At 62.2% G+C, this 25,188-nt stretch carries 23 protein-coding genes; 12 read left to right on the forward strand and 11 right to left on the reverse strand.

The window, feature by feature from the left end:
* Positions 1 to 133 precede the first annotated feature (133 nt).
* The 6 genes from rpsF to alr all read left to right on the forward strand — a co-directional run bounded on the left by rpsF (position 134) and on the right by alr (position 4,931).
* On the forward strand, positions 134 to 556 hold the full coding sequence (gene rpsF, locus AC56DI_RS17125; protein WP_324517172.1) for a 30S ribosomal protein S6: 423 nt from the start codon (positions 134 to 136) through the stop codon (positions 554 to 556).
* Positions 557 to 584: 28 nt separating this feature from the next.
* Positions 585 to 815 (forward strand): 30S ribosomal protein S18, encoded by a 231-nt coding sequence (gene rpsR / locus AC56DI_RS17130; RefSeq protein WP_324517173.1) that lies wholly within the window; start codon positions 585 to 587, stop codon positions 813 to 815.
* Positions 816 to 851: 36 nt separating this feature from the next.
* A complete protein-coding gene (locus AC56DI_RS17135; protein WP_324517174.1) occupies positions 852 to 1,727 on the forward strand; it encodes a hypothetical protein in 876 nt (291 codons plus the stop codon).
* 22 nt (positions 1,728 to 1,749) lie between these two features.
* Positions 1,750 to 2,196 carry a 50S ribosomal protein L9 gene (gene rplI, locus AC56DI_RS17140; protein WP_324517175.1) on the forward strand — a complete coding sequence of 149 codons (447 nt, stop codon included), beginning with the start codon at positions 1,750 to 1,752 and terminating at the stop codon, positions 2,194 to 2,196.
* 160 nt (positions 2,197 to 2,356) lie between these two features.
* On the forward strand, positions 2,357 to 3,751 hold the full coding sequence (gene dnaB, locus AC56DI_RS17145; protein ID WP_324517176.1) for a replicative DNA helicase: 1,395 nt from the start codon (positions 2,357 to 2,359) through the stop codon (positions 3,749 to 3,751).
* A 100-nt stretch (positions 3,752 to 3,851) separates the two neighbouring features.
* On the forward strand, positions 3,852 to 4,931 hold the full coding sequence (alr, locus tag AC56DI_RS17150) for an alanine racemase (RefSeq protein WP_496347221.1): 1,080 nt from the start codon (positions 3,852 to 3,854) through the stop codon (positions 4,929 to 4,931).
* 3 nt (positions 4,932 to 4,934) lie between these two features.
* Here alr and AC56DI_RS17155 read toward each other — a convergent pair whose 3' ends face one another.
* A complete protein-coding gene (locus tag AC56DI_RS17155; RefSeq protein ID WP_496347222.1) occupies positions 4,935 to 6,860 on the reverse strand; it encodes a diguanylate cyclase domain-containing protein in 1,926 nt (641 codons plus the stop codon).
* A 209-nt stretch (positions 6,861 to 7,069) separates the two neighbouring features.
* On the opposite strand from AC56DI_RS17155, the gene AC56DI_RS17160 reads away from it, so the two are divergent.
* The 3 genes from AC56DI_RS17160 (at position 7,070) to AC56DI_RS17170 (ending at position 13,108) form a co-directional block, all read left to right on the forward strand.
* The gene (locus AC56DI_RS17160) at positions 7,070 to 9,376 is read left to right on the forward strand and encodes a YgiQ family radical SAM protein (RefSeq protein WP_496347223.1); all 2,307 of its coding nucleotides are present in this window, start codon (positions 7,070 to 7,072) and stop codon (positions 9,374 to 9,376) included.
* A 352-nt stretch (positions 9,377 to 9,728) separates the two neighbouring features.
* The gene (locus tag AC56DI_RS17165) at positions 9,729 to 11,678 is read left to right on the forward strand and encodes a DUF1302 domain-containing protein (protein WP_496347224.1); all 1,950 of its coding nucleotides are present in this window, start codon (positions 9,729 to 9,731) and stop codon (positions 11,676 to 11,678) included.
* Positions 11,679 to 11,737: 59 nt separating this feature from the next.
* A complete protein-coding gene (locus AC56DI_RS17170; RefSeq protein WP_496347225.1) occupies positions 11,738 to 13,108 on the forward strand; it encodes a DUF1329 domain-containing protein in 1,371 nt (456 codons plus the stop codon).
* Positions 13,109 to 13,173: 65 nt separating this feature from the next.
* On the opposite strand, the gene AC56DI_RS17175 is transcribed toward AC56DI_RS17170, so the two are convergent.
* The gene (locus AC56DI_RS17175) at positions 13,174 to 14,904 is read right to left on the reverse strand and encodes a diguanylate cyclase domain-containing protein (RefSeq protein WP_496347226.1); all 1,731 of its coding nucleotides are present in this window, start codon (positions 14,902 to 14,904) and stop codon (positions 13,174 to 13,176) included.
* A complete protein-coding gene (locus AC56DI_RS17180; RefSeq protein WP_496347227.1) occupies positions 14,901 to 15,956 on the reverse strand; it encodes an extracellular solute-binding protein in 1,056 nt (351 codons plus the stop codon). Before AC56DI_RS17180 ends, AC56DI_RS17175 begins: the two co-directional genes overlap by 4 nt.
* A 227-nt stretch (positions 15,957 to 16,183) precedes the next feature.
* Between AC56DI_RS17180 and AC56DI_RS17185 the strand changes: the two genes are divergently transcribed.
* A complete protein-coding gene (locus AC56DI_RS17185) occupies positions 16,184 to 17,029 on the forward strand; it encodes a mechanosensitive ion channel family protein (RefSeq protein ID WP_496347228.1) in 846 nt (281 codons plus the stop codon).
* Between the two features lie 39 nt (positions 17,030 to 17,068).
* Here AC56DI_RS17185 and ppk2 read toward each other — a convergent pair whose 3' ends face one another.
* From ppk2 to AC56DI_RS17220, 7 genes are all read right to left on the reverse strand, one after another.
* The gene (gene ppk2, locus AC56DI_RS17190; protein WP_496347229.1) at positions 17,069 to 17,893 is read right to left on the reverse strand and encodes a polyphosphate kinase 2; all 825 of its coding nucleotides are present in this window, start codon (positions 17,891 to 17,893) and stop codon (positions 17,069 to 17,071) included.
* A 49-nt stretch (positions 17,894 to 17,942) separates the two neighbouring features.
* A complete protein-coding gene (locus AC56DI_RS17195) occupies positions 17,943 to 18,530 on the reverse strand; it encodes a cytokinin riboside 5'-monophosphate phosphoribohydrolase (protein WP_496347230.1) in 588 nt (195 codons plus the stop codon).
* 81 nt (positions 18,531 to 18,611) lie between these two features.
* On the reverse strand, positions 18,612 to 19,184 hold the full coding sequence (locus tag AC56DI_RS17200; RefSeq protein WP_496347231.1) for a HupE/UreJ family protein: 573 nt from the start codon (positions 19,182 to 19,184) through the stop codon (positions 18,612 to 18,614).
* A gap of 20 nt (positions 19,185 to 19,204) precedes the next feature.
* Positions 19,205 to 19,819: an urease accessory protein UreG gene (gene ureG / locus AC56DI_RS17205; protein WP_324517188.1), complete on the reverse strand. Its 615-nt coding sequence runs from the start codon at positions 19,817 to 19,819 to the stop codon at positions 19,205 to 19,207.
* Positions 19,820 to 19,838: 19 nt separating this feature from the next.
* Positions 19,839 to 20,513, reverse strand: coding sequence for an urease accessory protein UreF (locus AC56DI_RS17210; RefSeq protein ID WP_496347232.1), 675 nt, complete (start codon positions 20,511 to 20,513; stop codon positions 19,839 to 19,841).
* Complete coding sequence (gene ureE / locus AC56DI_RS17215) at positions 20,510 to 21,010, reverse strand: urease accessory protein UreE (protein ID WP_496347233.1); 501 nt, start codon at positions 21,008 to 21,010, stop codon at positions 20,510 to 20,512. Before ureE ends, AC56DI_RS17210 begins: the two co-directional genes overlap by 4 nt.
* A gap of 118 nt (positions 21,011 to 21,128) precedes the next feature.
* A complete protein-coding gene (locus AC56DI_RS17220; RefSeq protein WP_496347234.1) occupies positions 21,129 to 21,812 on the reverse strand; it encodes a TetR family transcriptional regulator in 684 nt (227 codons plus the stop codon).
* A gap of 159 nt (positions 21,813 to 21,971) precedes the next feature.
* Here AC56DI_RS17220 and AC56DI_RS17225 point away from each other — a divergent pair, with 159 nt between their 5' ends.
* Both AC56DI_RS17225 and AC56DI_RS17230 read left to right on the forward strand, forming a co-directional pair.
* Positions 21,972 to 23,063, forward strand: coding sequence for a ferredoxin reductase (locus AC56DI_RS17225; RefSeq protein WP_496347541.1), 1,092 nt, complete (start codon positions 21,972 to 21,974; stop codon positions 23,061 to 23,063).
* Between the two features lie 11 nt (positions 23,064 to 23,074).
* Positions 23,075 to 24,145 carry a fatty acid desaturase family protein gene (locus tag AC56DI_RS17230; protein ID WP_496347235.1) on the forward strand — a complete coding sequence of 357 codons (1,071 nt, stop codon included), beginning with the start codon at positions 23,075 to 23,077 and terminating at the stop codon, positions 24,143 to 24,145.
* A 362-nt stretch (positions 24,146 to 24,507) separates the two neighbouring features.
* Here AC56DI_RS17230 and AC56DI_RS17235 read toward each other — a convergent pair whose 3' ends face one another.
* Positions 24,508 to 25,182 (reverse strand): response regulator, encoded by a 675-nt coding sequence (locus AC56DI_RS17235; protein WP_496347236.1) that lies wholly within the window; start codon positions 25,180 to 25,182, stop codon positions 24,508 to 24,510.
* Positions 25,183 to 25,188 lie beyond the last annotated feature (6 nt).

Genomic DNA, 25,188 nt, shown 5'->3' on the forward strand with positions numbered 1-25,188 from the left:
CCCCCCCTTCTCTAGAATTGCGCCCCTTGCCGTGCGGGCAGGCGCTTTTGTGCCCTCCACTCTGCAAGACACCAGTGTTATTCACTCCTTGCCTGACCGATTTTCGGCAGGCTTCAACCCGTAAGGAGCATTTATGCGTCATTACGAAATCATCTTTCTGGTTCACCCGGACCAGAGCGAGCAAGTCGGCGGCATGGTTGAGCGTTACACCAAGCTGATCGAAGAAGACGGCGGCAAAGTTCACCGCCTGGAAGACTGGGGCCGTCGTCAACTGGCCTATGCAATCAACAATGTTCACAAGGCTCACTACGTGATGCTGAACGTTGAGTGCACCGGCAAAGCCCTGGCTGAGCTGGAAGACAACTTCCGTTACAACGATGCCGTGATCCGTAACCTGGTCATCCGTCGCGACGAGGCCGTTATCGACCAGTCCGAGATGCTCAAGGCTGAGGAAAACCGTAGCGAACGCCGCGAGCGTCGTGACCGTCCTGAGCACGCTGACTCCGCCGATGGCGATGACAGTGACAACAGCGACAGCGACAACGCTGACGAGTAATCCACGGATTTATTGAGGAGCCACTCTCATGGCACGTTTTTTCCGTCGTCGTAAGTTCTGCCGTTTCACCGCTGAAGAAGTGAAAGAGATCGATTACAAGGATCTCAACACTCTGAAAGCCTACATCTCCGAAACCGGCAAGATCGTACCTAGCCGTATCACCGGGACCAAGGCTCGTTATCAGCGTCAGCTGGCTACCGCTATCAAGCGCGCCCGCTTCCTGGCCCTGCTGCCCTACACCGACAGCCACGGCCGCTGAGACCGGGTCGTCGACATACGGTAAGGGATAGATCGCATGCGCGCCTTAGCTGAGTTCATCATGCGCGGTCGTATGCAGGCCACCCTGGTGGTGGTGGGTTCGGCGGCATTGCCGCTGTTGTTCTGGTTGAGTGCTGCAGCGGGCAGTCTGGTACTGCTCCGTCGCGGCATGAACGATGCTTTCGGCATCCTGATTTGGGCGTTGTTGCCTGCAGTGACTTGGTGGGTGCTGGGTGATCCGAGCATTCTCCTGATCATGGTCGGTACGCTGTTGTTGGCGCAGGTATTGCGCGCCAGCGGTTCCTGGATGAGGACGTTGTTGGCCAGTGTTGTACTCGGCGTGGTGTTTGCGCTGGTGCTGGGGGCTACCTCCGGTGAGCTGATCGAGGCCTTGGCGGATGCAGTCCGCACAGCGCTGCCGCAGTTCATCGAGCAGGCCAAGGTGCCGGCCGAGCAACTCGCAGGTTTGCAGGATTCGTTGATTCCGACCCTGACCGGGTTACTGGCTTCCTCATTGCAGGCGGCCTGTGTACTCAGTCTGGTGTTGGCGCGGTACTGGCAAGCGGCGTTGTACAACCCGGGCGGCTTCGGTCGTGAGTTTCGTAGCGTGCGGTTACACCCGGCAGTTGCCTTGGCACTGTTGTTTGGCGTCCTGGTGACGCCAGCGTTGGGAACGCAAGCTGCCGTATTGGCACCGATCTGTACGGTGCCGCTGTTTTTCGCCGGGCTGGCCTTAGGGCATGGCCTGATCGAAATGAAGCGCCTTTCCAGCTTTTGGCTGATTGGCCTGTACATAGCGGTACTGCTGCTCGGTAACCTGATCTGTCTGTTAGCTGTTGTTGATGGTCTGTTTGATTTTCGCGGTCGCCTGGCGCGCCACAATGGCGCCGGTCCTGCGAACGGTGAAGGTTAAAAGTTCAAGAGGTAAGACCCAAATGGAAGTCATCCTGCTGGAAAAAATCGCCAACCTGGGCAACCTGGGCGATAAAGTGAATGTTAAGGCTGGTTACGGCCGTAACTACCTGCTGCCTCAGCGCAAGGCCACTGCTGCAACTGCTGCCAACGTGGCTGCATTTGAAGCACGCCGTGCTGAGCTGGAACAGGCTGCTGCCGACAAGAAAGCTTCGGCCGAAGAGCGCGCTGCGCATCTGGCTGAGCTGGAAGTCACCATTACCGCTACCGCGGGCGATGAAGGCAAGCTGTTCGGTTCCATCGGTACTCACGACATCGCTGACGCACTGACCGCCTCTGGCGTTGCAGTAGCGAAAAGCGAAGTTCGTCTGCCGAACGGCACCATTCGCCACACTGGCGAATACGACGTTGCTGTGCACCTGCACACTGACGTTGAAGCCACTGTTAAGGTGGTTGTCATCGCCGGCTAAATGCCGTCGAGAGCTTGCGCTGCTGCGCAGGCTCGCTAACATCGGGCACGTCAGTGTGAAAGCGCTGTCGTGCCCTTTGTCTTTCTGCAGTACGGCGTTTGCTTAGGCTCTGTTGGCCCAGCAACGCAGCGCGCAAAGATACGTCAACAGAGCCCATACCATGAATGATATTTCCGTTCCCGAGCAGTACGACCTGCAAACCGCCGCCCTCAAGGTGCCGCCGCATTCCATCGAAGCCGAACAGGCGGTGCTGGGCGGGTTGATGCTGGACAACAATGCCTGGGAGCGGGTGCTGGATCAGGTGTCCGATGGCGATTTTTACCGCCACGACCACCGGCTGATTTTTCGGGCGATCTACAAGCTGGCCGAGCGTAATCATCCGTTTGACGTGGTGACCCTGTCCGAGCAGTTGGACAAGGAAGGTCAGCTGTCGCAAACCGGTGGCCTGGCCTACCTGGGCGAATTGGCCAAGAACACGCCGTCGGTGGCCAACATCAAGGCTTATGCGCAGATCATCCGTGAGCGCGCGACCTTGCGTCAGTTGATCGGCATCAGCAGCGAAATCGCCGACAGCGCCTACGCCCCGCAAGGTCGTACCGGCGAGGAGATTCTCGATGAGGCCGAGCGGCTGATCTTCCAGATCGCCGAAGCGCGCCCCAAGACTGGCGGCCCGGTCGGCATCAATGACATCCTGACCAAAGCGATTGACCGCATCGACACGCTGTTCAACTCGGGCGATGCGATCACCGGCCTGTCCACCGGCTTTACTGACCTGGATGCGCAGACCAGCGGCTTGCAGCCGGCTGACCTGGTGATCGTCGCCGGCCGTCCGTCGATGGGTAAGACCACCTTCGCCATGAACCTGGTGGAGAACGCGGTGCTGCGCAGCGACAAGGCCATCGTCGTGTACTCCCTGGAGATGCCGGCCGACTCCATCGTTATGCGGATGCTCGCGTCCCTCGGTCGCATCGACCAGACCAAGGTACGTGCCGGCCGCCTGGACGATGACGACTGGCCGCGCCTGACCTCGGCGGTCAACCTGCTCAATGATCGCAAGCTGTTTATCGATGACACCGCCGGTATCTCGCCCTCGGAAATGCGCGCACGTACTCGGCGTTTGGCCCGCGAGCATGGCGAGATCGGCATGATCATGGTCGACTACCTGCAGCTGATGCAGATTCCAGGCTCCAGCAGCGAGAGCCGGGTCAACGAGATTTCCGAAATCTCCCGCTCGCTCAAGGCCCTGGCCAAGGAGTTCAACTGCCCGGTGGTGGCGCTGTCGCAGCTCAACCGTGGTTTGGAGCAGCGGCCAAACAAGCGCCCAATCAACTCCGACTTGCGCGAATCCGGTGCTATCGAGCAGGACGCCGACATCATCATGTTCGTCTACCGCGACGAGGTGTATCACCCGGAAACCGAGTACAAGGGCGTGGCCGAAATCATTATCGGCAAGCAGCGTAACGGCCCTATCGGTACTTCGCGCCTGGCCTTTTTGGGTAAGTATTCGCGCTTTGAAAACCTGGCGCCGGGCAGCTATCAGTTCGACGACGACTGACGCTGTGGCTGCTTGATGCGGCCCGTGTGACTACAGAAGCAGCAGCAAACGGGCGCCTAGCGGTTAAGATGGGCGCCCGTTTTTGTTCAGGGCTGTGTCCATGCGTCCGTTGCTTGCCACCATCGATCTTGCCGCCATTCAGCATAACTACGCCCTGGCTCAGCGCTGCGCGCCGGGTCGCCAGGCCTTTGCCGTGGTCAAGGCGAATGCCTACGGCCATGGTGTGCGTGAGGTGGTCGGCGCCTTGCTGGAGCTGGCCGACGGTTTTGCCGTAAGCAGCATCGAGGAGGCACTCGTGGTGCGTGAGCTGCATGCCAGCGCGCGCATTCTGCTGGTGGAAGGCTGCTTTGCTGCGGACGAATATGCCCAGGCGGCGCAGTTGGCGCTGGATGTGGCGGTGCACACTGCCGAGCAGGCCGAGGCTCTGCTGACGGCCGATCTGCAGCAGCCGCTGCGAGTGTGGCTGAAGCTCGACAGTGGCATGCACCGACTGGGTTTCAGTCCCGCCGAGGTGCGCGCCTGGCATCCGCGCTTGCGCGACGCGGCGCAGGTGGCGGAGCTCAACCTGCTCAGTCATTTCGCCTGTGCCGATGAGCGCGGCCATCCGCTGACCGAGGAGCAGGTGGAGGTGTTTCTCGACCTACTGGACCTGGATTTCGATCAGCGTTCACTGGCCAACTCGGCCGCTCTGCTGACCATTCCCGCCGCCCATATGGACTGGCAGCGCCCCGGCATCATGCTTTACGGTGCGACGCCGTTTGCTGACCTGAGCGCCCAGGAACTCGGCCTGCGTCCGGCCATGAGCCTGACGGCGCAGATCATTGCGGTGCATGAGGTGGCGGCGGGGCAGAGCGTGGGGCATGGCGCCAGCTGGGTGGCGCCGCGTGACTCACGCATTGCCACGGTCAGTTGCGGTTATGCCGACGGCTACCCGCGCCAAGCCCCGGCAGGCACGCCGGTGTGGGTGGCCGGGCAGCGTGCGCCGTTGGTCGGGCGGGTGTCTATGGATATGCTGACCCTGGACATCACGGCTGTACCGCAGGCGCAGCTGGGCTCGGCAGTGCAGTTGTGGGGCGCCCAGTTGCCGGTGGATGAACTGGCCCAGGCCTGCGGCACCATCGGTTACGAACTGCTGAGCAAGGTCACGGCGCGAGTGCCGCGGCGCTACCGGCAGTTCTGAGGGCTATTTCGGCGAGCTCTCGGCCAGACCGCTGGAGACCTGAAGAATATCCAAGCGTGCACAGTCGGCGCGGCTGGGTGCGCCGTTGGCGCCGTGCAGGCTGAAACCACTGCGGCCATGTTTTTTGACCTCGTAGAGGGCTTCATCGGCAGCCTTGTACAGGCCCGCGAGGTATTGCGCGTGTTGCGGATACAGGGCGGCGCCAATGCTGATGGTCACGGACAGTGGTGTTGCGCCATAGAAAATCGGTTTGGCCAGGGCATTGAGCAGGCGCTGGGCGATTTCACACGCCTGGATCTCGGCGTCGGCACCGCAAATCAGCACCGCGAACTCGTCCCCGCCCAGGCGCGCCACCAGATCATTGCCACGCACATGCTCATGCAGGCGTTGAGCGATGGTTTGCAGCACCTGATCGCCGGCGCTGTGGCCGTACTGATCATTGATCGGCTTGAAGTGGTCGAGGTCGAGCAGGATCAAGGCAATTGATTCACCGCGGCGCTGGGCGTCAGTCATGGCCGCCTCGGTACGCTCCATCAGGTAGCGGCGGTTGGCCAGTTCGGTCAGCGGGTCATGGAAAGCGGCGTGCTGAAGCTCCAGCTCACGCTCACGCAGTTGCTGGTTGGCCGCCGCCAGTTCGGCTGTGCGCTGATTGACGGCGTCCTGCAGTTGGTTGGCGCTGGCTTCAGCCTGCAGCAGGCGCGCGGCTTTTTCCTGGGAGGCCAACTTGAAGGCTGCATTTTTTTCATGCGTGAGAATCTGAATGCGATAGGCCAGGGCGAAAGAAAACAAAATGGTTTCGGCGGCCACGGTCAGCGGGAACAGGTAGGCGGTGTACGGGCTGGGTTGCAGGATGCCGCCGGCGCGCAGCACCAGGATCACGGTACTGACCAGTACGCTGCCGTAACCAATCAGGTACAGGCGGGCGGGGAAGAAGCCCTGACGCATGCGCAGGGTGGCGACGATCAGGGCTACGGGCATGCTCAGGATTGGCGCCAGGGCGATGATCTGTGCGCCGGTATGGGCAAGGCCCAATGCGTTGACCAGAATGGCGGCGGCATACACCACGCAACCCAGGTTGAGCAGGCGATGGGCCCAGCGCAGGTCGTGGTTGGTGGTGAACAGCGCCTGGGTAAAGCGCATGACCAGGATTGCCCACAGTGCTGGCAGGGTCACCCGGTCCAGCCAGAAGGGTACCGCCTGGTTCGGCCACAGGTACTGAAAACCATGGCCGCTCATGCTCAGGATAAAGCCCAGGGCGCAGCCGGTGGCCAGTACGTACCAGAAGTAAGCGCTGTCGCGCAGGCTGATCAAGATGAACAGGTTGTAGAGCATCAGGGCCAGAATGATGCCGTACAGCAGGCTCAGGCCTAGGTTCTCGGTGGCGGCAAGTTGTTGCAGGTCGTCCCGCTGCCAGATTTTCAGCGGGAACGAATTGCCCCGTGGGTCGTAGCTGCGAAAGTACACAACCAACGGCTGTTCGCCCAGCTGCGGGAGCTGGAACACCTGGCGTCGATAGGGCAGGTCGCGCCCGGCGGCAAAGGGCACTTGCTCGCCACTCAAGCGTTGCTGCCAGCCGCCCTGACCATCCGGCAGATACAGGCGCAGGTCGAGCAGGGTGATGCCGGCATTTTCCAGCCACCATTGCTGCGGCGCGTCGCGGCTGGCCGTCAAGCTGACTTTGATCCACCACGGATTGGGGCTAAGGCCGACGCTGGCGCGGCCGGCGGCAGGTTGGAAACGCTGTTGGATGTCCGCGCGGGCCATGTCTTCGATGTGCAGTTGCGCGCCGACATCTTCGAGCAGTTCGATCTGGCCGTTGAGGCTGCTGCCACTGCTGGCCGGCGTCAGGACGATCGGTGCGGCAGTCGCAAGGGCGCTGCAGCAGAGCACGCCCAAGCAGAGGATTAAGCGGCCAAGTGATGAGGTCACGCGTCAGGCTCCGTGCGCCTGATGCGGGGTGCTCAGGTGCTGTGATTTCTTTCGAGTATAAGCACAAGTCATGACGTGCCGCAGTGCTGTGGGCAAAATGCCATGATGCAGGCGCAGGCTTAAACCCAGCGTGCTAGTCGGAATTGGTTATTTTTTGTGCTATATTGCGCGCCCGCGAAATTCCTCTCCACGCCTTACCGGTCATCGTCATGCAAGCAGTCAAGCCGTTATTCGATTATCCAAAATACTGGGCCGAGTGCTTTGGCCCGGCGCCGTTCTTGCCGATGAGTCGGGAAGAAATGGATCAGCTTGGCTGGGACAGCTGCGACATCATCATCGTGACCGGTGATGCCTACGTCGATCATCCGTCGTTCGGCATGGCTATCATCGGCCGGCTGCTGGAGTCCCAGGGCTTTCGCGTCGGCATCATTGCCCAGCCCAACTGGCAGTCGAAAGACGACTTCATGAAGCTTGGCGAGCCCAACCTGTTCTTCGGTGTCGCGGCCGGCAACATGGACTCAATGATCAACCGCTACACCGCCGACAAGAAAATTCGCTCTGACGACGCCTACACCCCAGGCGGTCTGGCCGGTAAGCGCCCGGATCGCGCCAGCCTGGTGTATAGCCAGCGCTGCAAGGAAGCCTACAAGAATGTGCCGATCGTACTTGGCGGCATCGAGGCTTCGCTGCGCCGCATCGCTCATTACGATTACTGGCAGGACAAGGTCCGCCATTCGATCCTGATCGACGCCTGCGCCGATATCCTGCTGTACGGCAACGCCGAGCGGGCCATCGTCGAAGTGGCGCAGCGCCTGTCCTACGGGCAGAAGATCGAAGACATCACCGATATTCGCGGCACTGCGTTTATCCGGCGCGACAGCCCCACGGACTGGTTCGAGATCGACTCCAGTCGCATCGACCGGCCGGGCAAGATCGACAAGATCATCAACCCCTATGTGAACACCCAGGACACCCAGGCCTGCGCTATCGAGCAGGAAAAAGGCCCAGTCGAAGACCCGAATGAAGCCAAGGTGGTGCAGCTGTTGCCGCACCCCAAGCTGACCCGCGACAAGACCGTGATCCGCCTGCCGTCGTTTGAGAAGGTACGCAGCGACGCCGTGTTGTATGCCCACGCCAACCGCGTACTGCACCTGGAAACCAATCCTGGCAACGCTCGCGCGTTGGTGCAAAAGCATGGCGAGGTTGATGTGTGGTTCAACCCGCCACCCATCCCGATGACCACCGAAGAGATGGACTACGTGTTCGGCATGCCCTATGCGCGCATCCCGCACCCGGCGTACGGCAAGGAAAAGATTCCGGCCTACGACATGATCCGTTTCTCGGTGAACATCATGCGCGGCTGCTTTGGTGGCTGCACCTTCTGCTCAATCACCGAGCACGAGGGGCGGATCATCCAGAACCGCTCGCAAGAGTCGATCATTCGCGAGATCGAAGAGATCCGTGACAAGGTGCCAGGTTTCACCGGCGTCATTTCCGACCTCGGCGGGCCGACCGCCAACATGTACCGCATCGCCTGCAAGAGCCCGGAAATCGAGTCCGCCTGCCGTAAGCCGTCCTGCGTGTTCCCTGGCATTTGCGAGAACCTCAATACCGACCACTCGGCACTCATTCAGCTGTACCGCAGCGCCCGTGCATTGCCTGGGGTGAAGAAGATTCTGATCGCCTCCGGCTTGCGCTACGACCTCGCCGTGGAGTCGCCGGAGTACGTCAAGGAGCTGGTCACCCACCACGTTGGTGGCTACCTGAAGATCGCTCCGGAGCACACCGAAGAAGGCCCGCTGACCAAGATGATGAAGCCGGGCATCGGCAGCTACGACAAGTTCAAGCGCATGTTCGAGAAGTACAGCAAGGAGGCGGGTAAGGAGCAGTACCTGATTCCGTACTTTATCGCCGCCCACCCTGGCACCAGCGACGAGGACATGATGAACCTTGCCCTGTGGCTCAAGAGCAGCGGCTTCCGGGCGGATCAGGTGCAGGCGTTCTACCCGTCGCCGATGGCCACTGCTACGGCCATGTACCACTCGGGCAAGAACCCGCTGCGCAAGGTGACCTACAAGAGCGACGGCGTGGCCATCGTCAAGAGCGAGGCGCAGCGTCGGTTGCACAAGGCCTTCCTGCGCTATCACGATCCGAAAGGCTGGCCGATGTTGCGTGAGGCGCTGATTCGTATGGGCCGTGCCGACCTGATCGGGCCGGGCAAAAACCAACTGATTCCACTGCATCAGCCGACCACCGAAGGCTATCAAAGCGCGCGCCGCAAGAACTCCACGCCCGCCGGTAGCCACAAGGTCGCCAAGGAAACCAGCACGCGCATCCTCACCCAGCACACCGGCCTGCCTCCGCGTGCCAGCGACGGCGGCAACCCCTGGGACAAGCGCGAGGAGGCCAAGGCCGCCGCGCTGGTGCGCAACAAAGCCGCGGCCAAGGAGCGCAGCGATGCGAAGAAAGGCCTGGGCAAAAAGGGTCCTAAGCGCCCACCCGCCGTACCGCGCTAAAACAGCCTGAAGTCGCCAAACGCCAGCCATCGAGCTGGCGTTTGGCTTTCTGTCGTCTGCTGAAAATACCGGAGCTGGCGCGGTGAAATTCGAGGTTGACGTTAACGGCAAGGTTCGTAACAATCGGTTACTGTCTTTGCACGGTCGTACCATTTATGGGTGCGGGCGATTTTGTCGGTGTGGCCATTCGGTCCCCCGGCTGGCGTAAGGCACGCCTTGCTGTATCTGCGAGTGGTCGGGGGGATTGTTCACGCGAACGCCACCACGCCATCAGCAGCCGAGAGACAACAACAATTAGGTCGACCACCCGCGTTGACCAATGATCTTGGCCGTTATGAGAGGTACACCGCGAATGAACTTCCTTGTGCGCAACAATCCCTTGCTTGGCCGTCCCCTCCAGGCCGGCGCGACCCTTGGCGTGCTGGCGTTGCTGGTGGCTGGCTCCGCCCAGGCCGTTGAAATCAGCCTGATGGATGATCAGGTCAGTGGCTCCCTGGACACCACGCTGTCCTATGGCAGCGTCTGGCGCGTCAGCGGTCGGGACGATGTCTCCGATATCAACACCGATGACGGCAACCGTAACTTCGATACCGGCCAGGTCTCGGAGGTGTTCAAGGTAACCTCGGAGCTGCTGCTCAATTACCAGAACTACGGCGCCTTCGTGCGCGGTACGGCAGCTTACGACACCCAGATCAAGGACAAACACAACGACTACTACAGCACCACGGGTGGTGTGGAGCGGCCCAGTCAGGCGTATCCCAACGACAACCAGTTCACCCAGGACACCCGCGATGCGGCCAGCAATGCGGAAATCCTCGATGCCTATGTGTTCGGTAACTGGGATGTGTTCGACCGCCCGTTAAGCGCCCGCGTCGGTAATCAGGTGTTCAACTGGGGTGAAGGGGTGTTCTATCGCGGTGGCATCAACACCAGCAACCCGCTGGACGCGGCCAAGTTCCATATTCCCGGTTCCGAGTTGAAGGAAGTGCTGGTGCCCCTACAGGCCCTGAGCTTCAACCTTGGCCTCACCGACAACCTGTCGATGGATGCCTATTACCAGTGGAACTGGAAGGAAACCACACTGGATGCGGTGGGCAGCTATTACTCCACCACTGACCTGTTCGGGCCGGGCGGCAATACCGCCTATGCCGTGGATGACAATCCACAGTTGGGGCAGTTGATGCAGTTTTATCCCCTGGCTGAGCAGTTTGGCTTTGTCGGCAATGGTCCGTCCGGGGGCAATGCCTTCCTGGCGGCGGACACCGGCACCTTCAAGGTGGCGAATATAGGTGATGACATTGCCGCCCGTGACAGCGGCCAGTGGGGTACGTCCTTTCACTACATTGCTGAGGAGTTGAACGCCACCGAGTTTGGTTTCTACTTCGTCAACTACCACGCCAAGGAGCCGACGGTCGCCATCGACCTCAACGGTTATCAGGGTATCGACGTGGCAACCCTGGGCGTGGTTGCCGATGGCCTGGGGGCGGCGGGTGCCGAGTATGGTCTGGCGACTCTGGACATGGCCAGTAATGCCATGGCCCGGCGTGACTATGTAGAAGACATCCAGATGTACGGCCTGAGCTTTAACACCACGGCCGGCGATGCCTCAGTCTCCGGTGAGGTGTCTTACCGGCCCAATGCGCCGATCAGCATTGCCTCCACCGATGACCTGCTGGGCGACATTCTTGGCCAGGGCGTGAGTGGCACCACCAATGTTTACGATGCCGCTGTAGCCGGCGATCAGGCCTGTGCTCAGGTGTCTGGCAAACAGCTGTGTCGCAGTGGCTTGTTCGAGAACTACCGTCGGGTAGAGATGTTCAACACCTCGATCTCGACTATCTACAACTTCGGCCCGATGCTCAGCTTCGATGCGCTGTTCGGTGTTGCCGAGCTGGCGTCCCAGCACATCCGTGGCGACAGCCTGACCTACACCGGCTTCAACGGCAGCGAGTATCAGAAGCGCAAGCTGGTGAGCAGCCGCGACAAGGCTTACGTCGGCGGTAACGCCAGCGGTAATCAGATTACCGCCGACAGCTACGGCGGCACGGTGATGCTGGGAGGCAGCTGGAACGACGTGTATGCCGGCGTCAAGTTGTCGCCCTATGTGGCCTACCAGAATGACTTCCAGGGCAACTCCGACCTCACCGGCAACTTCAGCGAAGGCAGCAAGGCTTACACCCTGGGCATGGATGCCAGCTACCTGAACAGCTTCGAAGTGGGTCTGGCCTACACCGACTATCGGGGCATCAACAGCCTGTACGACCGCGACTTCGTCTCGCTGAGCGGCAAGTACGCATTCTGATGCCTTGGCCCCCGCTGGCGCAGGCCAGCTGGGGCATTTCGTTTATGGAGATTGACCCTATGACCAAGACTCTTTCCCTGCTGGTGGCGGCTATCGCCCTCGGCCTTAGTGCCGGCAACAGCCTGGCCGCCGTATCGGCCGAACAGGCCAGTGCCCTGAAAAGTCAACTCACCCCACTGGGCGCGGAAAAAGCCGGCAACGCTGCCGGTAGCATTCCCGTCTGGAGCGGCGGCCTGACCAAGGCCCCGGCCGGCTATCAAGGCCCCGGCAGTCACCACGCCGATCCATTCGCGGCGGAAAAACCGCTGTTCACCATCAGTAAGGCCAACCTAGCCCAGTACCAGGCCAACCTGACTGCAGGTCAGATTGCTTTGATCAACACTTACCCGGACAGCTTCCGCATACCGGTCTACCCCAGTCATCGCACGGGTGCGGCGCCGCAATGGGTGTATGACAACACCTTTACCAACGCCACCAGCGCCAAGCTGCTGGATGGCGGCAATGGTTTCAGCGATGCCTACGGTGGCACGCCGTTTCCGCTGCCGCAGAGCGGTGTCGAGGCCCTGTGGAACCATATCGCCCGCTACCGCGGTACTTACCTGGTGCGCCGCTCCAGCGAAGCGGGCGTGCAGAGCAACGGCAACAAGTCAGTGGTGACCTCGCGCGACGAGGCGCTGTTCAACTTCTACGAGCCCAAGGGCAGCTACGCCGAGCTGAACAACACGCTGTTCAACTATATGGCCTTCAACACCGCGCCGGCACGCCTGGCCGGCGGCGGGGTGCTGGTGCACGAGACCCTTGATCAGGTCAAGGAACCGCGCCAGGCCTGGGCCTACAGCGCGGGCCAGCGCCGTGTGCGCCGAGCGCCGACGGTGGCCTACGACACCCCGGTGGAGTCGGTGGACGGTATGCGCACGGTGGATGACACCGACATGTTCAACGGCTCGCCGGACCGCTACAGCTGGAAGCTGCTGGGCAAACGCGAGGTTTACATCCCCTACAACAACTACCGTCTGGGTATGCCGGGGGTCAAATATGACCAGTTGCTGACCCCGGGCCATATCAACCCTGACTACACCCGTTACGAGCTGCACCGGGTGTGGGTGGTCGAGGGTACGCTGAAGCCCGGCATGCGCCACGTCTACTCCAAGCGCGTGCTGTTTCTTGACGAGGACAGCTGGGGTGCGGCGGTGGTCGACCAGTATGACGGCCGCGGTGATCTGTGGCGGGTGTCTCAGGCGTTCCTGAAGAACTACTACGAGTTGCCGACCGTGTGGACCGCCCTGGACACCTATCACGACCTGCAGTCGCGCACCTACAGCGTGCTCGGCCTGGACAGTGAAGAGCGTGGCACGGTGGACTTTGCTCAGCCCTCGCCGGGCGATGGCGGCTTTACCCCAGCTGCCATGCGCCGCAAGGCCTCTCGTTAGGCCGCGAGATACGCGCTTTAACGACAACGCCCCGCTGATGCGGGGCGTTGTCGTTTGTTGCAGGCTTATTCGCTCTGGGAGGTGCTGCTGTCGTGGAAGGCGAAGGTGTTGCGGCCGTCATTCTTGGCCGCGTACATGGCGCGGTCGGCATGCTGCAGCAGCCGTTCGGCGCTGTCGCCGTCTTCCGGGTAGCGGCTGACACCGATGCTGGCGCGCACGTTCAGGGCCAGTCCGTCGATGCGCAGCGGGCTCTGAAAGCGCTCATGCAGCTTGTGCACGATGCGCTGAATATCCTCGGGTTCTTCCAGCACGTTAAACAGGATGACGAACTCGTCACCGCCCAGGCGCGCCACTGTATCCACTTCGCGGGTGGCCGAACTGAGCAGGCGGGCCACGGCTTTAAGCACCTCGTCACCGAGGGCGTGGCCGTGGCTGTCGTTGATCTCCTTGAAGTAGTCCAGGTCGATAAACAGCAGCGCCAGCGGCTGGTGGGTGCGCCTGGCGTTGGCAATGGCCTGCTGCAGGCGTTCGAAGAACATCCGCCGGTTGGGCAGGCCGGTCAGTGGGTCGTGTTGGGCCAGGTGATCAAGCGCATTGCGGCTTTCATTGAGCTGGTTGAGGTGCTCGACGATCTCCTGTTGCATCTCCTGGAAGCTGCGCGCCAGTTGGCCCAGCTCATCCCGGCGGCGCAATGGCAACGGACTCACGGTGCGGTCTTTGGAGAAGCGCTGGATGGCATGCATCATGTCGTGCAGCGGCCGGGTTAGGGCGCGGGCCGCCAGGGCTGAAAGCAGCAGACTGAGCAGGCTGAGTACGGCCACGATCTTGGCGATGCTCCAGGCCAGGGTGCCGATATCGCGCACGATAAAATCGGCGGGCTGAGACAGGCCGAGGATCACCTGGCGTTTGCCTGCATCGTCATCCAGCGGCAGGCGTACAAAGGCGCTGATCAGCTCGCGGTCGGCGTTGGCGTGGTCAAGGCTGGTGGTTACCAGGGCGGTGCGGCTGCCGTCCAGAAGGCTGCTGACAGGGTCAAAATAGCTCTGCAGGAGGATGCGTTGGCCGCGGTCAAAGCCGAACGTCAGGCTGCTATCGGGGTGAATGAGAATGTCGCCCAGCTCGTTGCTCAGGTACACCTCGTACTGGGCGGGCAGGTCGGCCTTTAGCTGTTTGAACAGCTTATTAAGGTCGATGTTTAGCACGATCAGGTCGCTGATGCTGGCGCTGCCGGTATCGCTGGGGCCGGAGATGGTCAGGGTCGGCTTGTCCAGGCCCGAGTGCGCGCCTTGTTCGTGGTTGATCACGATGGGCGACAGACGCACCTGGCCGGGTTTCAGGTCCAGGGCTTTGAACACGTAGGGGAAGTGGGCCTTCTCTTGTAGCAGCAGGCCTTCAACGCGGGTCAGCTGCTTACCGTCACGCTCGACACGTACGCGCTCTTTGCCATGCTCGGCGAGGCCGATCAGGCGAATCTGCAGGTACTCGGGATGCACCTTGAGCAGGCTGCTGAAGGTGGCCGCCAGTTCGTCGTGCGCCTGCGGGTGGACGATTGGCTGGCCGCTGAGTTGGCGGGTTTGCGGCAGGCTGGCAAGCAGGCGCACATCCTGACTGGCACTGGCCAGGCTGGCTTGCAGGCTGCGGCCGAGTACTTGGGTGGCGGTCAGTAGGTCGCGCTCGGCGGCATTCAGAAGCATGGTCCGGCTGCTGTTGTAGGAGTAATAGCCGGTCAGGCCGCTGATGAGGATGCCGAACACGGCCAGCAGGCTGGCGAGCTTGAAGCGCATGCTGAAATTCATGGCGTATCCAGTGCCGGCAGGCTGTCGCCGGAGCGGATGCGGGTCCAGAGGTGCGCGCGGCGGGCGGCGTCTTCAACGGGTTCAAGCCAGACGATTTTGTCCAGGTTGCTGCTTTCGGCGGGGGCTTCCAGGGTATTGGCCAGGCCTTGGCGGCGGCTCAGCTCTCTACTGACGCGCGGCTCCAGGGTGAAGTTGATCCAGTGTTGTGCCAGTTGCGGGTTCTTTGCTCCGCGGCTGATGGCCCAGCAGTCGAGCCAGGCCAGGGCGCCTTCCTTGGGGATGACATAACCCACATCGGCCCCGGCATCCTGCAGCAGCTTGAGCTGCTGGCGGCCATAGTTGGCGTACAGCAGGGCGATCTTGTGCTCGCGAAACAGGCTGACCGACTCTTCCGGCAGGCTGTAGAAGGTCAGCACGTTGCGGCGCAGCTCGATCAGCTTGGCGTTGACGGCGGGGAAGTCCTGCTCGGCAATCTGAAACGGCGCGCCGCCCTGTAGCAGGCGGGCGATCGAGTAATTGTGACTGCTGCCGTCGTAGGCCAGCACCTTGCCTCGGTAGTGCGGGTCCCAGAGGCTGGCCAGGGAATCAGGCGGGCGGGAAAACTGCTGGCGATCGTAGATCAGGCCCATTTCCGCGTAGGTGTAGGGGATGGCATACGTGGTCGCGCCCTGGGTGATGCCGGGGATGCTCTGCAGGTTACGAAAGCGCCAGAGCTGGCGCTTGGTATTGGGGATGGCGCTGGCTTGCAATGGCTGCACCAGTTGCTGGTCGATGTAGTGCTGGATCTCGGCGGTGTTGGCGGCAAATACATCGTAGTTGCCGCCCTGGTTGACGCTGAGCTTCTCGCGCAGGCTGTCGTCGTTACTGATCAGGCTGACATTCACCTTGACCCCGTAGCGTTCGGCAAACTCTTGCACCAGATCGCTGTCGGCATAACCGGGCCAGGTAAGAATGCGCAGGGTTTCCTCGGCCTGCAGCGGTTGGGCCAGCAGGCAGGCCAGTGCGAGACTTAAGGGGCGGCACAGGTATCGAGCAAGGCGGTATGACTGCATGGGCGAAACCAGAAAGAAGCTGTTGCTTGCAGTCTATACGGTGTTTGCGCAGGCAAGACAAGACCGTGCACCTGCGCTGCCAAAAGTGTGTATCGATGGCCGCTGGCGGCATCGGCCGTGCCTGTGAATGGCGGGTTTAGAGCCCTTAGGGCTGCCGGCATGAGCTCGGCAAATTTTTCGCGGCGTGCTAGTTTTCCCGAGTCACTTACTTACTGAGGGTTCGAGTCATGGATGAAGCCACATTGATTGCTGCAGGTACGCAAAAGGTCGACGCCCTGATGGCGTTGGTCACCCAGTACGGCGCGGCGTTTGCCGTAAAAGTACTGGCGGCAGTGGCGTTTTGGGTGATTGGCCGCTGGCTAATCGGGTTTGCTGTGGGGTTGGTGCAGGGGTCGCTGGGCCGGCAAAAGGTCGACCCAACCGTGCTGCGGTATGTTGGCTCGTTTATCACCGTGACCCTGAATATTCTCTTGGTGATCGGCATTCTGGGCTATCTGGGGGTGCAGACCACCACCTTCGCCGCACTGCTGGCAGCCGTGGGCCTGGCGATCGGCATGGCCTGGTCGGGGCTGCTGGCCAACCTGGCGGCCGGCGGCTTTATCATCGTTTTACGACCCTTCAAGGTCGGCGACTTTATCAGCGCAGGCGGCGTCACTGGCACGGTGACCGAAATCGGCTTGTTCGTGACGGCCATTAATACGCCGGACAATGTGCTGACCCTGGTGGGCAACAACAAGATTTTTGCCGACAACATCCAGAACTACAGCCACAACAGCTTTCGCCGGGTGGACCTGCAGGCGCAGTTGTCAGGGGCGGCGGATTACCGGGCGGCTATCGAGGTGTTGAAAACCCGCATCGCCGCCGTGCCCAACGTGTTGGTTACACCGGCGGTTGATGTGGAGATTCTGGAGTTCAATCTGCTCGGGCCGGTGCTGGCGGTACGCCCGTATTGCCATAACGCGCATTACTGGCAGGTGTATTTTGATACCAACAAGGTGCTCAAGGATGCCCTGGGTGATGCCGGCTTCCCAGCGCCGATGCCGACTCAGACGGTGATCATGCAGCAGCCATGACGGTGGTTGGCGGGCACTGCAAGGGAGCCCGCCAGCGCATCAGAACTTCTCGGCGATGACCCGGAACGGGTAGTTGCTGGTGCTTTTGCCGATGCGCCGCTTCGGCAGCTTGATGGCCTTCTCTTTCGGCAGCTCCTCGTACGGCACGTGCTCCAGCAGGTGGCTGATGACGTTCAGGCGCACGCGCTTCTTGTCTTCGGAGAGCGCCATGTACCAGGGTGCCCAGGAGGTGTCGGAGGCGGCAAACATGTCGTCGCGGGCCTGGGTGTAGTCGTCCCAGCGGTTGTAGGACTTGAGGTCCATGGCCGTCAGCTTCCAGGTCTTGCGGCCATCGTGGATGCGGCTTTCCAAGCGGCGGGTTTGTTCTTCCGGGCTGACTTCCAGCCAGTACTTGAGCAGGATGATGCCCGAGTCGACGATGCTGCGTTCAAACAGCGGCACACCTTGCAGGAACTTGTTCACCTGCTCGTCGGTGCAAAAGCCCATCACCCGCTCGACGCCGGCGCGGTTGTACCAGCTGCGGTCGAAGATCACCACTTCGCCGGCCGCCGGCAGGTGCTCAACGTAGCGCTGCATGTACATCTGGCTTTTTTGCCGCTCGGTAGGGGCCGGGAGGGCCACCACGCGGAACACTCGCGGGCTGACGCGCTCGGTAATGGCCTTGATGGTGCCGCCCTTGCCGGCGCCATCGCGGCCTTCGAACACCACCACCACTTTCAGGCCTTTGGCCACCACCCATTGCTGCAGTTTCACCAGCTCAACGTGTAGGCGCTCCAGCTCCTTGTCGTAGTCTTTGCGGCTGATTTTTTGCGTTACCTGCTCGGCGTCGTGTTGCGCCTGCTCGGCTTTCTTGTGCTTGGCCATCTATGCCTCCAGGGCGGGTCAGGGTGGGGCGCTTCGATCTCAAGGTGCTTCAGTGTTGTCGTTGTCCAGCCCACTTGGCCGCTGCGGTCGGCTGCCAGTCGCGCAGCTGTTGCAACAGCGCTTCGGCGTTGCTACTGCTTTGCAGCATGGCGCGGTGTTCGCTGCGAACAAAGCCTTCGCTCACCAGATGATCGAGAAAAATACACAGCTTGCCGAAGAAATCGTTGACCTCCAGCAAGCCCAGGGGTTTTTGATGATAGCCAAGCTGGCCCCAGGTCCAGACCTCAAAGAGCTCTTCCAGGGTGCCGAGGCCACCGGGCAGGGCGATAAAGGCGTCGCTGAGTTCAGCCATGCGCGCTTTGCGGGCGTGCATGCCGTCCACCACTTCCAGGCGGGTCAGGCCGCTGTGGCCGATTTCCGAATGCTCCAGGCTCTGCGGGATGATGCCGATCACTTCGCCGCCCGCCGCCAGTGCCGCATCGGCGACGATGCCCATCAAACCCACCGCGCCGCCGCCATAGACCAAACGGATGCCCTGCTCGGCGAGGGTGCGCCCGAGGGTCACCGCTGCCGCAGCGTGGGCCGGATCATGGCCCGGCCGGGCGCCGCAAAATACACAAATTGAACGCAATGCCATGCTCACCTCCTTGAGCCGTGAACAGGCCGCGCCATGGGCATGGCGGCAGCCTGTGAAGGTGGCAGGTTAACGCCTGGCGCTTTAGCTGGCGAGCAGCCACAGGCCGGCGCCTGCAGTGCTGGCCCCAGCCAGGCGCACCAGGCCGGCCGTGGCCAGCGGCAGGTAGCGGGCCAGGGCATAACCGCTGGCATGCAGCAGGGCGGTGGCGGCCACGAAGCCGAGGGTGTAATCCAGCGGGCTGCTAGCGCCGGGGAGCTCCAGGCCATGAGCGATGCCGTGGCTCAGGCCAAATAAGGTCGTCAGGCCCAAAGCTGCGGCCATCGGCAAGCGCGCCGCCACGGCTACGAGCAGGCCGAGGGCCAGCACTGAACCGGCAATCCCGGTTTCCAGCTGTGGCACCTGAATCTCAGCGAAGCCCAGCAGGCCGCCGAACAGCAGGCTGGCGACAAAGGTCACGGGCAGTGCCCAGCGCGCCTGGCCCTGTTGCTGGGCTGCCCACAGGCCGACGGCAAGCATGGCCAGCAGATGATCCAGGCCGCCGAGTGGGTGGCTGAGGCCGGCCAGCAGGCCGCTGGTCTCATGACCGGTGTGAGCAAATGCCAGTGTTGGGGTTAACAGCAGGGCGAGGGCTGACAAACTGTTGCGTAGGTTCATAGTGGGTCTCCTTGACGGTTTCAGGCAGCGTTGAGCATGCCGTGGCGTTCGATAAAGGCGATGATCTGCTCCAGTCCCAGGCCGGTTTTCTGGTTGCTGAACACGAATGGTTTGTCGCCACGCATCTTCAGGGTGTCGCGCTCCATCACCTCCAGAGACGCACCCACCAGCGGCGCCAGATCGATTTTGTTGATCACCAGCAGGTCGGATTTGCAGATGCCGGGGCCGCCCTTGCGCGGCAGCTTGTCGCCGGCCGACACATCGATCACGTACAGGGTCAGGTCCGACAGCTCAGGGCTGAAGGTGGCTGACAGGTTGTCGCCACCGGATTCGACGATGATCAGATCCAGCCCCGGAAAGCGCCGGTTGAGCTGGTCGACTGCCTCCAGGTTGATCGAGGCGTCCTCGCGGATTGCCGTGTGCGGGCAGCCGCCGGTTTCCACGCCGATGATCCGCTCCGGGGCCAGGGCTTCATTGCGCACCAGAAACTGCGCGTCTTCCTGGGTGTAGATATCGTTGGTGACCACGGCCAGGTTGTAGCGCTCGCGCAGAGCCAGGCACAGGGCCAGGGTCAGGGCGGTCTTGCCGGAGCCGACCGGGCCACCGATGCCAATGCGCAGGGGTTGGCTGTTCATGGTTGCGTCTTCCTTATCATCAAGAACGAAATAAACGGCTGTACTGGCGCTCGTGCGCCATGCTCGTCAGGGCCAGGCCGAAGGCGGCGCTGCCCAACTGCTGCGGGTCCAGGCTACTGGCCTCTTGCTGAGCGCTTTGCAGCGCAGGTAACAGTTGTGAGGTGAGGCGTTGGGCGGCTTGCTGGCCTAACGGCAGGGTCTTCATCAGCACCGCCAGCTGGTTTTCCAGCCAGCCCCACAGCCAGGCGGCCAGGGCATCCTGCGGGCTGATCTGCCAGGCACGGGCGGCCAGGGCCCAGGTCACCGCCAGTCCGGGTTCGCTGAGGCTGCTCAGGCAGCTGCGGGCGTCGTCATCCAGTTCCGGCAGGCCTTGCAGCAGTTGCTGCAGGGAGTAGCCCATTTGCCGGCTTTCCTGCTGTAGCTCGCGGGTTTCGCGGCTGGCCCGCTGTTGTTCGGCCAGGCTGCGCAGTTGCCCCCAGTCCTCGCTGGCGGCGGCTTGGCAATGGGCAAGCAGCAGCGGCGCCTCGAAGCGCGCCAGGTTGAGTAGTAGTTGGTCGCTGATCCAGCGCTGGGCGCTTTCTGCGTTAGCGACCAGGCCCTGTTCCACGGCCATTTCCAGCCCCTGGGAATAGCTGTAGCCGCCGATTGGCAGCTGTGGGCTGGCCAGCCGCAGAAGCTGCCACGCTGGGTTCACGTGCGCACACCAAACTGATGCAGACGCGGCGCATAGCTGAACTCGGCATCGCCTGCATGGGAATGGTGATGGCCGCCGCCGTAGGCGCCTTGCTCCGGTTGATAGGGCGCCTCGATCAATTCCACGCAGGCGCCCAGTTGTTCGAGCATGGCCTTGAGCACGTAGTCATCGGGCAGCCGCAGCCAGCCATCGCCCAGTTGCAGGGCCACATGACGGTTGCCCAAGTGATAGGCGGCGCGGGTCAGTTCGAAGGCGTTGGCGCAGGTCACGTGCAGCAGCGCTTCTGGCCGCGCGCAGACGCGCACGACGCGGCCGTCCAGCGCTTGCAGGCAGTCGCCCTGTTGCAGCGCGGGCTGACCGCGTTCGAGAAACAGACCGACGTCTTCGCCCGTGGTGGTAAAGCAGCGCAGGCGACTCTTGCTGCGGGCCTCGAAGTTCAGCAGCAGCTCAGCGTCCCAGTGCTCCTGGGCTTGAATGCGGTGGTGGATGACCAGCATGACGACATTCCGACAAGGTGAATGTCACTGGCAAAGCAAGGGTGGTGCCAAGCGCCCTATAAGTGTGCAAGGCCACGGCGGTCGGTGGTGTGCATCAGCTTGGGTAGATCGGTCGGATTTATTTGGTGCGCGCTTGAGGCTCTTGCACCGCTGCGGTGCCTGTCTCGCCCTCTGGCTTGCCCAGCCCTTGCCAGTGCTTGCCGCCGATCATGATAAAGCGCAGTTGCTGGGTGATTTTGGCTTGTGCGGTCAGGTGTGCTGGCAGGGACTCGGCCGGTGGGTCGATAAGTTCCGGTAGGGTGGCGAACACGGTTTTCACCACCAAATCGGCAACCACATCCATGGCCGCGTCATCCAGATGCGGCATGCGATTCATCAGTTTCAGGTCGGCCGCCAGGTCATCGGTGATGCGCTGACGCAGGTCCGTGAGGATCTGCCGCACTGGCTGCGAGCCACCGTACTGTTCGCGGGCCAAAAACAGAAACTGGGCTCGGTTGGCGGCCACCGAATCGAGAAAGATGCGCGTGCTGGCTTCGATCATGCCGCCCAGCTCGAATTCATTGCGGCGTACCTGGCGCAGGGTTTCGCGAAAGGTCTCGCCGACCTCGGCCACCAGGGCGAGACCCAGCTCGTCCATGTCATGGAAGTGCCGGTAGAACGCGGTGGGCACGATGCCGGCGGTGCGGGTCACCTCGCGCAGGCTCAGGCTGCCGAAGCCACGGCCGCCGTCCATCAAGGTACGGGCAGCCGCCATCAAGGCCTGGCGGGTTTGCTGTTTTTGGGCGGCGCGGGGGGAAGACATGGCGGCACAGCATCCTGGGTAACGGCCTGCACTTTAACAAAAGCTGTCTGGCGGCGTCGAACCCATAGGCGACCGTTCGGCGATTCAAGTGAACAAGTGTTGACTGAATCTTTGGGCTTCTGGCATCTTGGTGAACAATTGTTCACTGAGATCAAGCCCATGGCCCTGATTCCCTTTGCCTGGATGCGCGCCAGTGCGGCGCTGTTGCAGCCCTTGCGGCGGCTGAGCGCTACGGCCTGGCTGCGCGAAGCAGATGTCGATTTGCTCCTGCAGGCCCTGCACCCGGCCTGGCGCCTGAACCGCGTGATGGCCCAGGTTGAGGCGCGCGAGTGGGTGGCCGAAGACATGCTGGCCCTGACCTTGCGCTGCAACGGCAACGCCCGCGGCTGGCAGGCCGGCCAGTATGTGCAGTTGTACATGCCGCATGAGGGCACGCGCCTGAGCCGCAGCTACAGCCTGACCGCCGTGCACGGAGATGGCCGTATCGAGTTGGCGATCAAACGTCAGCCCGGCGGGCGCTTGTCTAACCAGTTGCTCGACCATCTGCCGGTGGGCCAGGTGCTGGAGCTGGGGCAGGCCGACGGCAGCCTGTATTGGCCGGCGAGCCGTGATGGCGTTCTGTTGCTCGCCGCCGGCAGCGGAATCACGCCGTTGTTGGGTTTGTTACGGCAAGCCCTGAGTCAGGGTTTCACGGCGCCGATTACCTTGCTGCACTACGTACGCCAGCGCAGCCAGCGGGCCTTCAACCGGGAATTGCAGACCCTGATGAGCCAGTACCCGAACCTGCAGGTGCGCTGGGCCATCAGTGGCGAGCTGGCGGCGGCCGATGAACTTAGCGGGCGCTTTCAGCCGGCCCACCTGCACGCTTTGCCGGGCAGCAGCCTGCTGGTCTGCGGCCCCCATGGCTTTGTCGCTAGCGTGCGCGAACAGTGGGCGGGCGAGGTGCAGGCGGAATCCTTCAGCCTGCCGCCGGCCGAGTCGAGCGCCAGTACGGCGCCGCTGCAGCTGCAGTTCGCGCGCAGCCAACTGGCGGTCACGGGCGACAGCGCGAACAGCCTGTTGCAGCAAGCCGAGGCCCATGGCCTGCGGCCTGTGCACGGCTGTCGCCAGGGCATTTGCACTCGCTGCACCTGCACCTTGCTCAGCGGCACGGTGCGCGACCTGCGCAACGGCCAACTGCAGCACGAGCCCGGCCAACCCATCCGCATCTGCGTCAGCGTCCCCCAGGGCGATGTCGTGGTCGATCTGTGAAGGAGTCCGCCATGCGCGAAGACCGTCAATTATCCCCGGCCGAGCAGGATGCTTTCGGCGCCGAGCTGGATGCCCTGCGCAACCGCACCCTGGCCGACCTCGGCGCGGCCGATGCGCGCTATATTCGCCGTATTCGCCGTGTTACTCGGCTGAGTGCCCTAGCCGGCCGACTGTTGCTGCTGGCCGGTTGGTTTCCGCCGACCTGGCTGCTCGGCAGCCTCCTGCTGGGGCTGGCCAAGATCCTCGACAACATGGAACTGGGCCACAACGTCATGCACGGCCAGTACGACTGGATGAACGATCCTGAGCTGAGCGGGCGCACCTTCGAGTGGGACATCGCCGGCCCCGGTGATTTCTGGCGGCACACCCACAACCATATCCACCACACCTACACCAATGTGCTGGGCATGGACGATGACATCGGCTACGGCGTGGTGCGCCTGTTCCCGGAGCAGCGCTGGAAGCCGTATTACCGCTGGCAGCCGCTGTGGGTGACGATCCAGGCGTTGTTGTTTCAGTACTCGGTGGCGGTGCAGCACCTGCGTCTTGATCAGTACTTCAAGGGGCGCATGAGCCGTGAAGAATTGCGCCCGCTGCTCAAGCAGTTCAACGGCAAGATCGCCCGCCAGTGGGCCAAGGATTACCTGTTCTTCCCGTTGCTGGCGCTGCTGCTGGGGGCCAATGCCCTGGCGGTGCTGGCCGGTAACGTGGTGGCCAATCTGATCCGTAACCTGTGGACCTTTGCCATCATCTTCTGCGGCCACTTCACCGAACAGGCGGCGGTGTTCCCGGCCAGCGTGCTGGAGGGTGAAAGCCGTGGCCACTGGTACCTGCGGCAGATGCGCGGCTCCAGCAACCTGGAAGGTGGCCGGCTGTTTCATATCCTCACCGGCAACCTCAGTCACCAGATCGAGCACCACCTGTTCCCCGACCTGCCTGCCCGTCGCTATGCCGAGCTGGCCGTGCAGGTGCGCGAGATCGCCCAGCGCTACGGCCAGACCTACAACAGCGGCAGTTTTGCCGCGCAGTTCGGTTCGGTGCTCAAACGCATCTGGGTCTATCGCCTGCCGAATGCTGTTTGATTGGGCGCTGGCTGTCATGATTTAGGGCTTCGCGGTCAAGACCGCACCCACAAATTTGTCAGGCACCTCGGTCCCCCGGTCCCGTCAGGAGGCCGAGTGGAGGTGCTGTGGAGAGGGGCGTTTGGCATGGATGCCAAACGAGGAACGATGGGCCAGGGATGGCCCACCGTGACGACCCTCGGAGCAGTGCCGGAGCGAGGGGAGTTTCGCGCAGCGAAACCCGGATGCCGGGTGCGCTTTCTCTTTGGTTACTTTCTCTTTCGCGCAAGCAAAGAGAAAGTGACTCGCCGTAAAGGCGAAACCGGTAGTGGCGGGTACGCAACAGCTAACGGGCTAGTCGTCTTTCGCATAATCGGAGCGTCCTAGTGACTCGCCGCAATCGCCACGGCGGCGGCGGCGGTGCGGGTTTCTACGCCGAGTTTTACGTACACGTGCTCCAGGTGTTTGTTCACCGTGCGTGGGCTGAGGCCAAGGATGTCGCCGATGTCGCGGTTGGTTTTGCCGCAGGCCACCCATTGCAGCACTTCCACTTCCCGCTCGGTGAGCAGGTAACGGCTGCTCAGCGCCGCCTGGGTTTGCGCGGCGCTCAGTTGTGGGCGCTCGGCCGGTAATTCACGGGCCGCGCGCAGGCTGCGGGCGGTGCGCAGGTGGGCGGCGACGCGGGCCAGCACTTCGTCGGTGCGGATCGGTTTGGTCACGTAGTCGATACCGCCGGCGGCAAAGCCTTCGACCACATGTTCGCTGTCGCTCAGGGCGGTCATAAACAGCACCGGAATGTCCGCCAGCTCGGCTTGGGCTTTGATCCGGCGGCAGGTTTCGAAGCCGTCGATGCCCGGCATCATGGCGTCCAGCAGGACCACGTCGGGGCGGCGGCGGTGCATGCGTTCCAGGGCGCTGGTGCCGTCCATGGCCACCAGCACCATATAGCCGGCCAGGTCGAGGGCGTCCGAGAGTACGGCCAGGTTGTCCGGGGTGTCGTCAACGATCAGCACAATGCCTTGTTCGATCGGGGCGATGGCGGTAATGGCGGCAGTCATTGCGTG

This window comes from Pseudomonas sp. BGA-UO-ETr-WB11 (genome assembly GCF_059567785.1).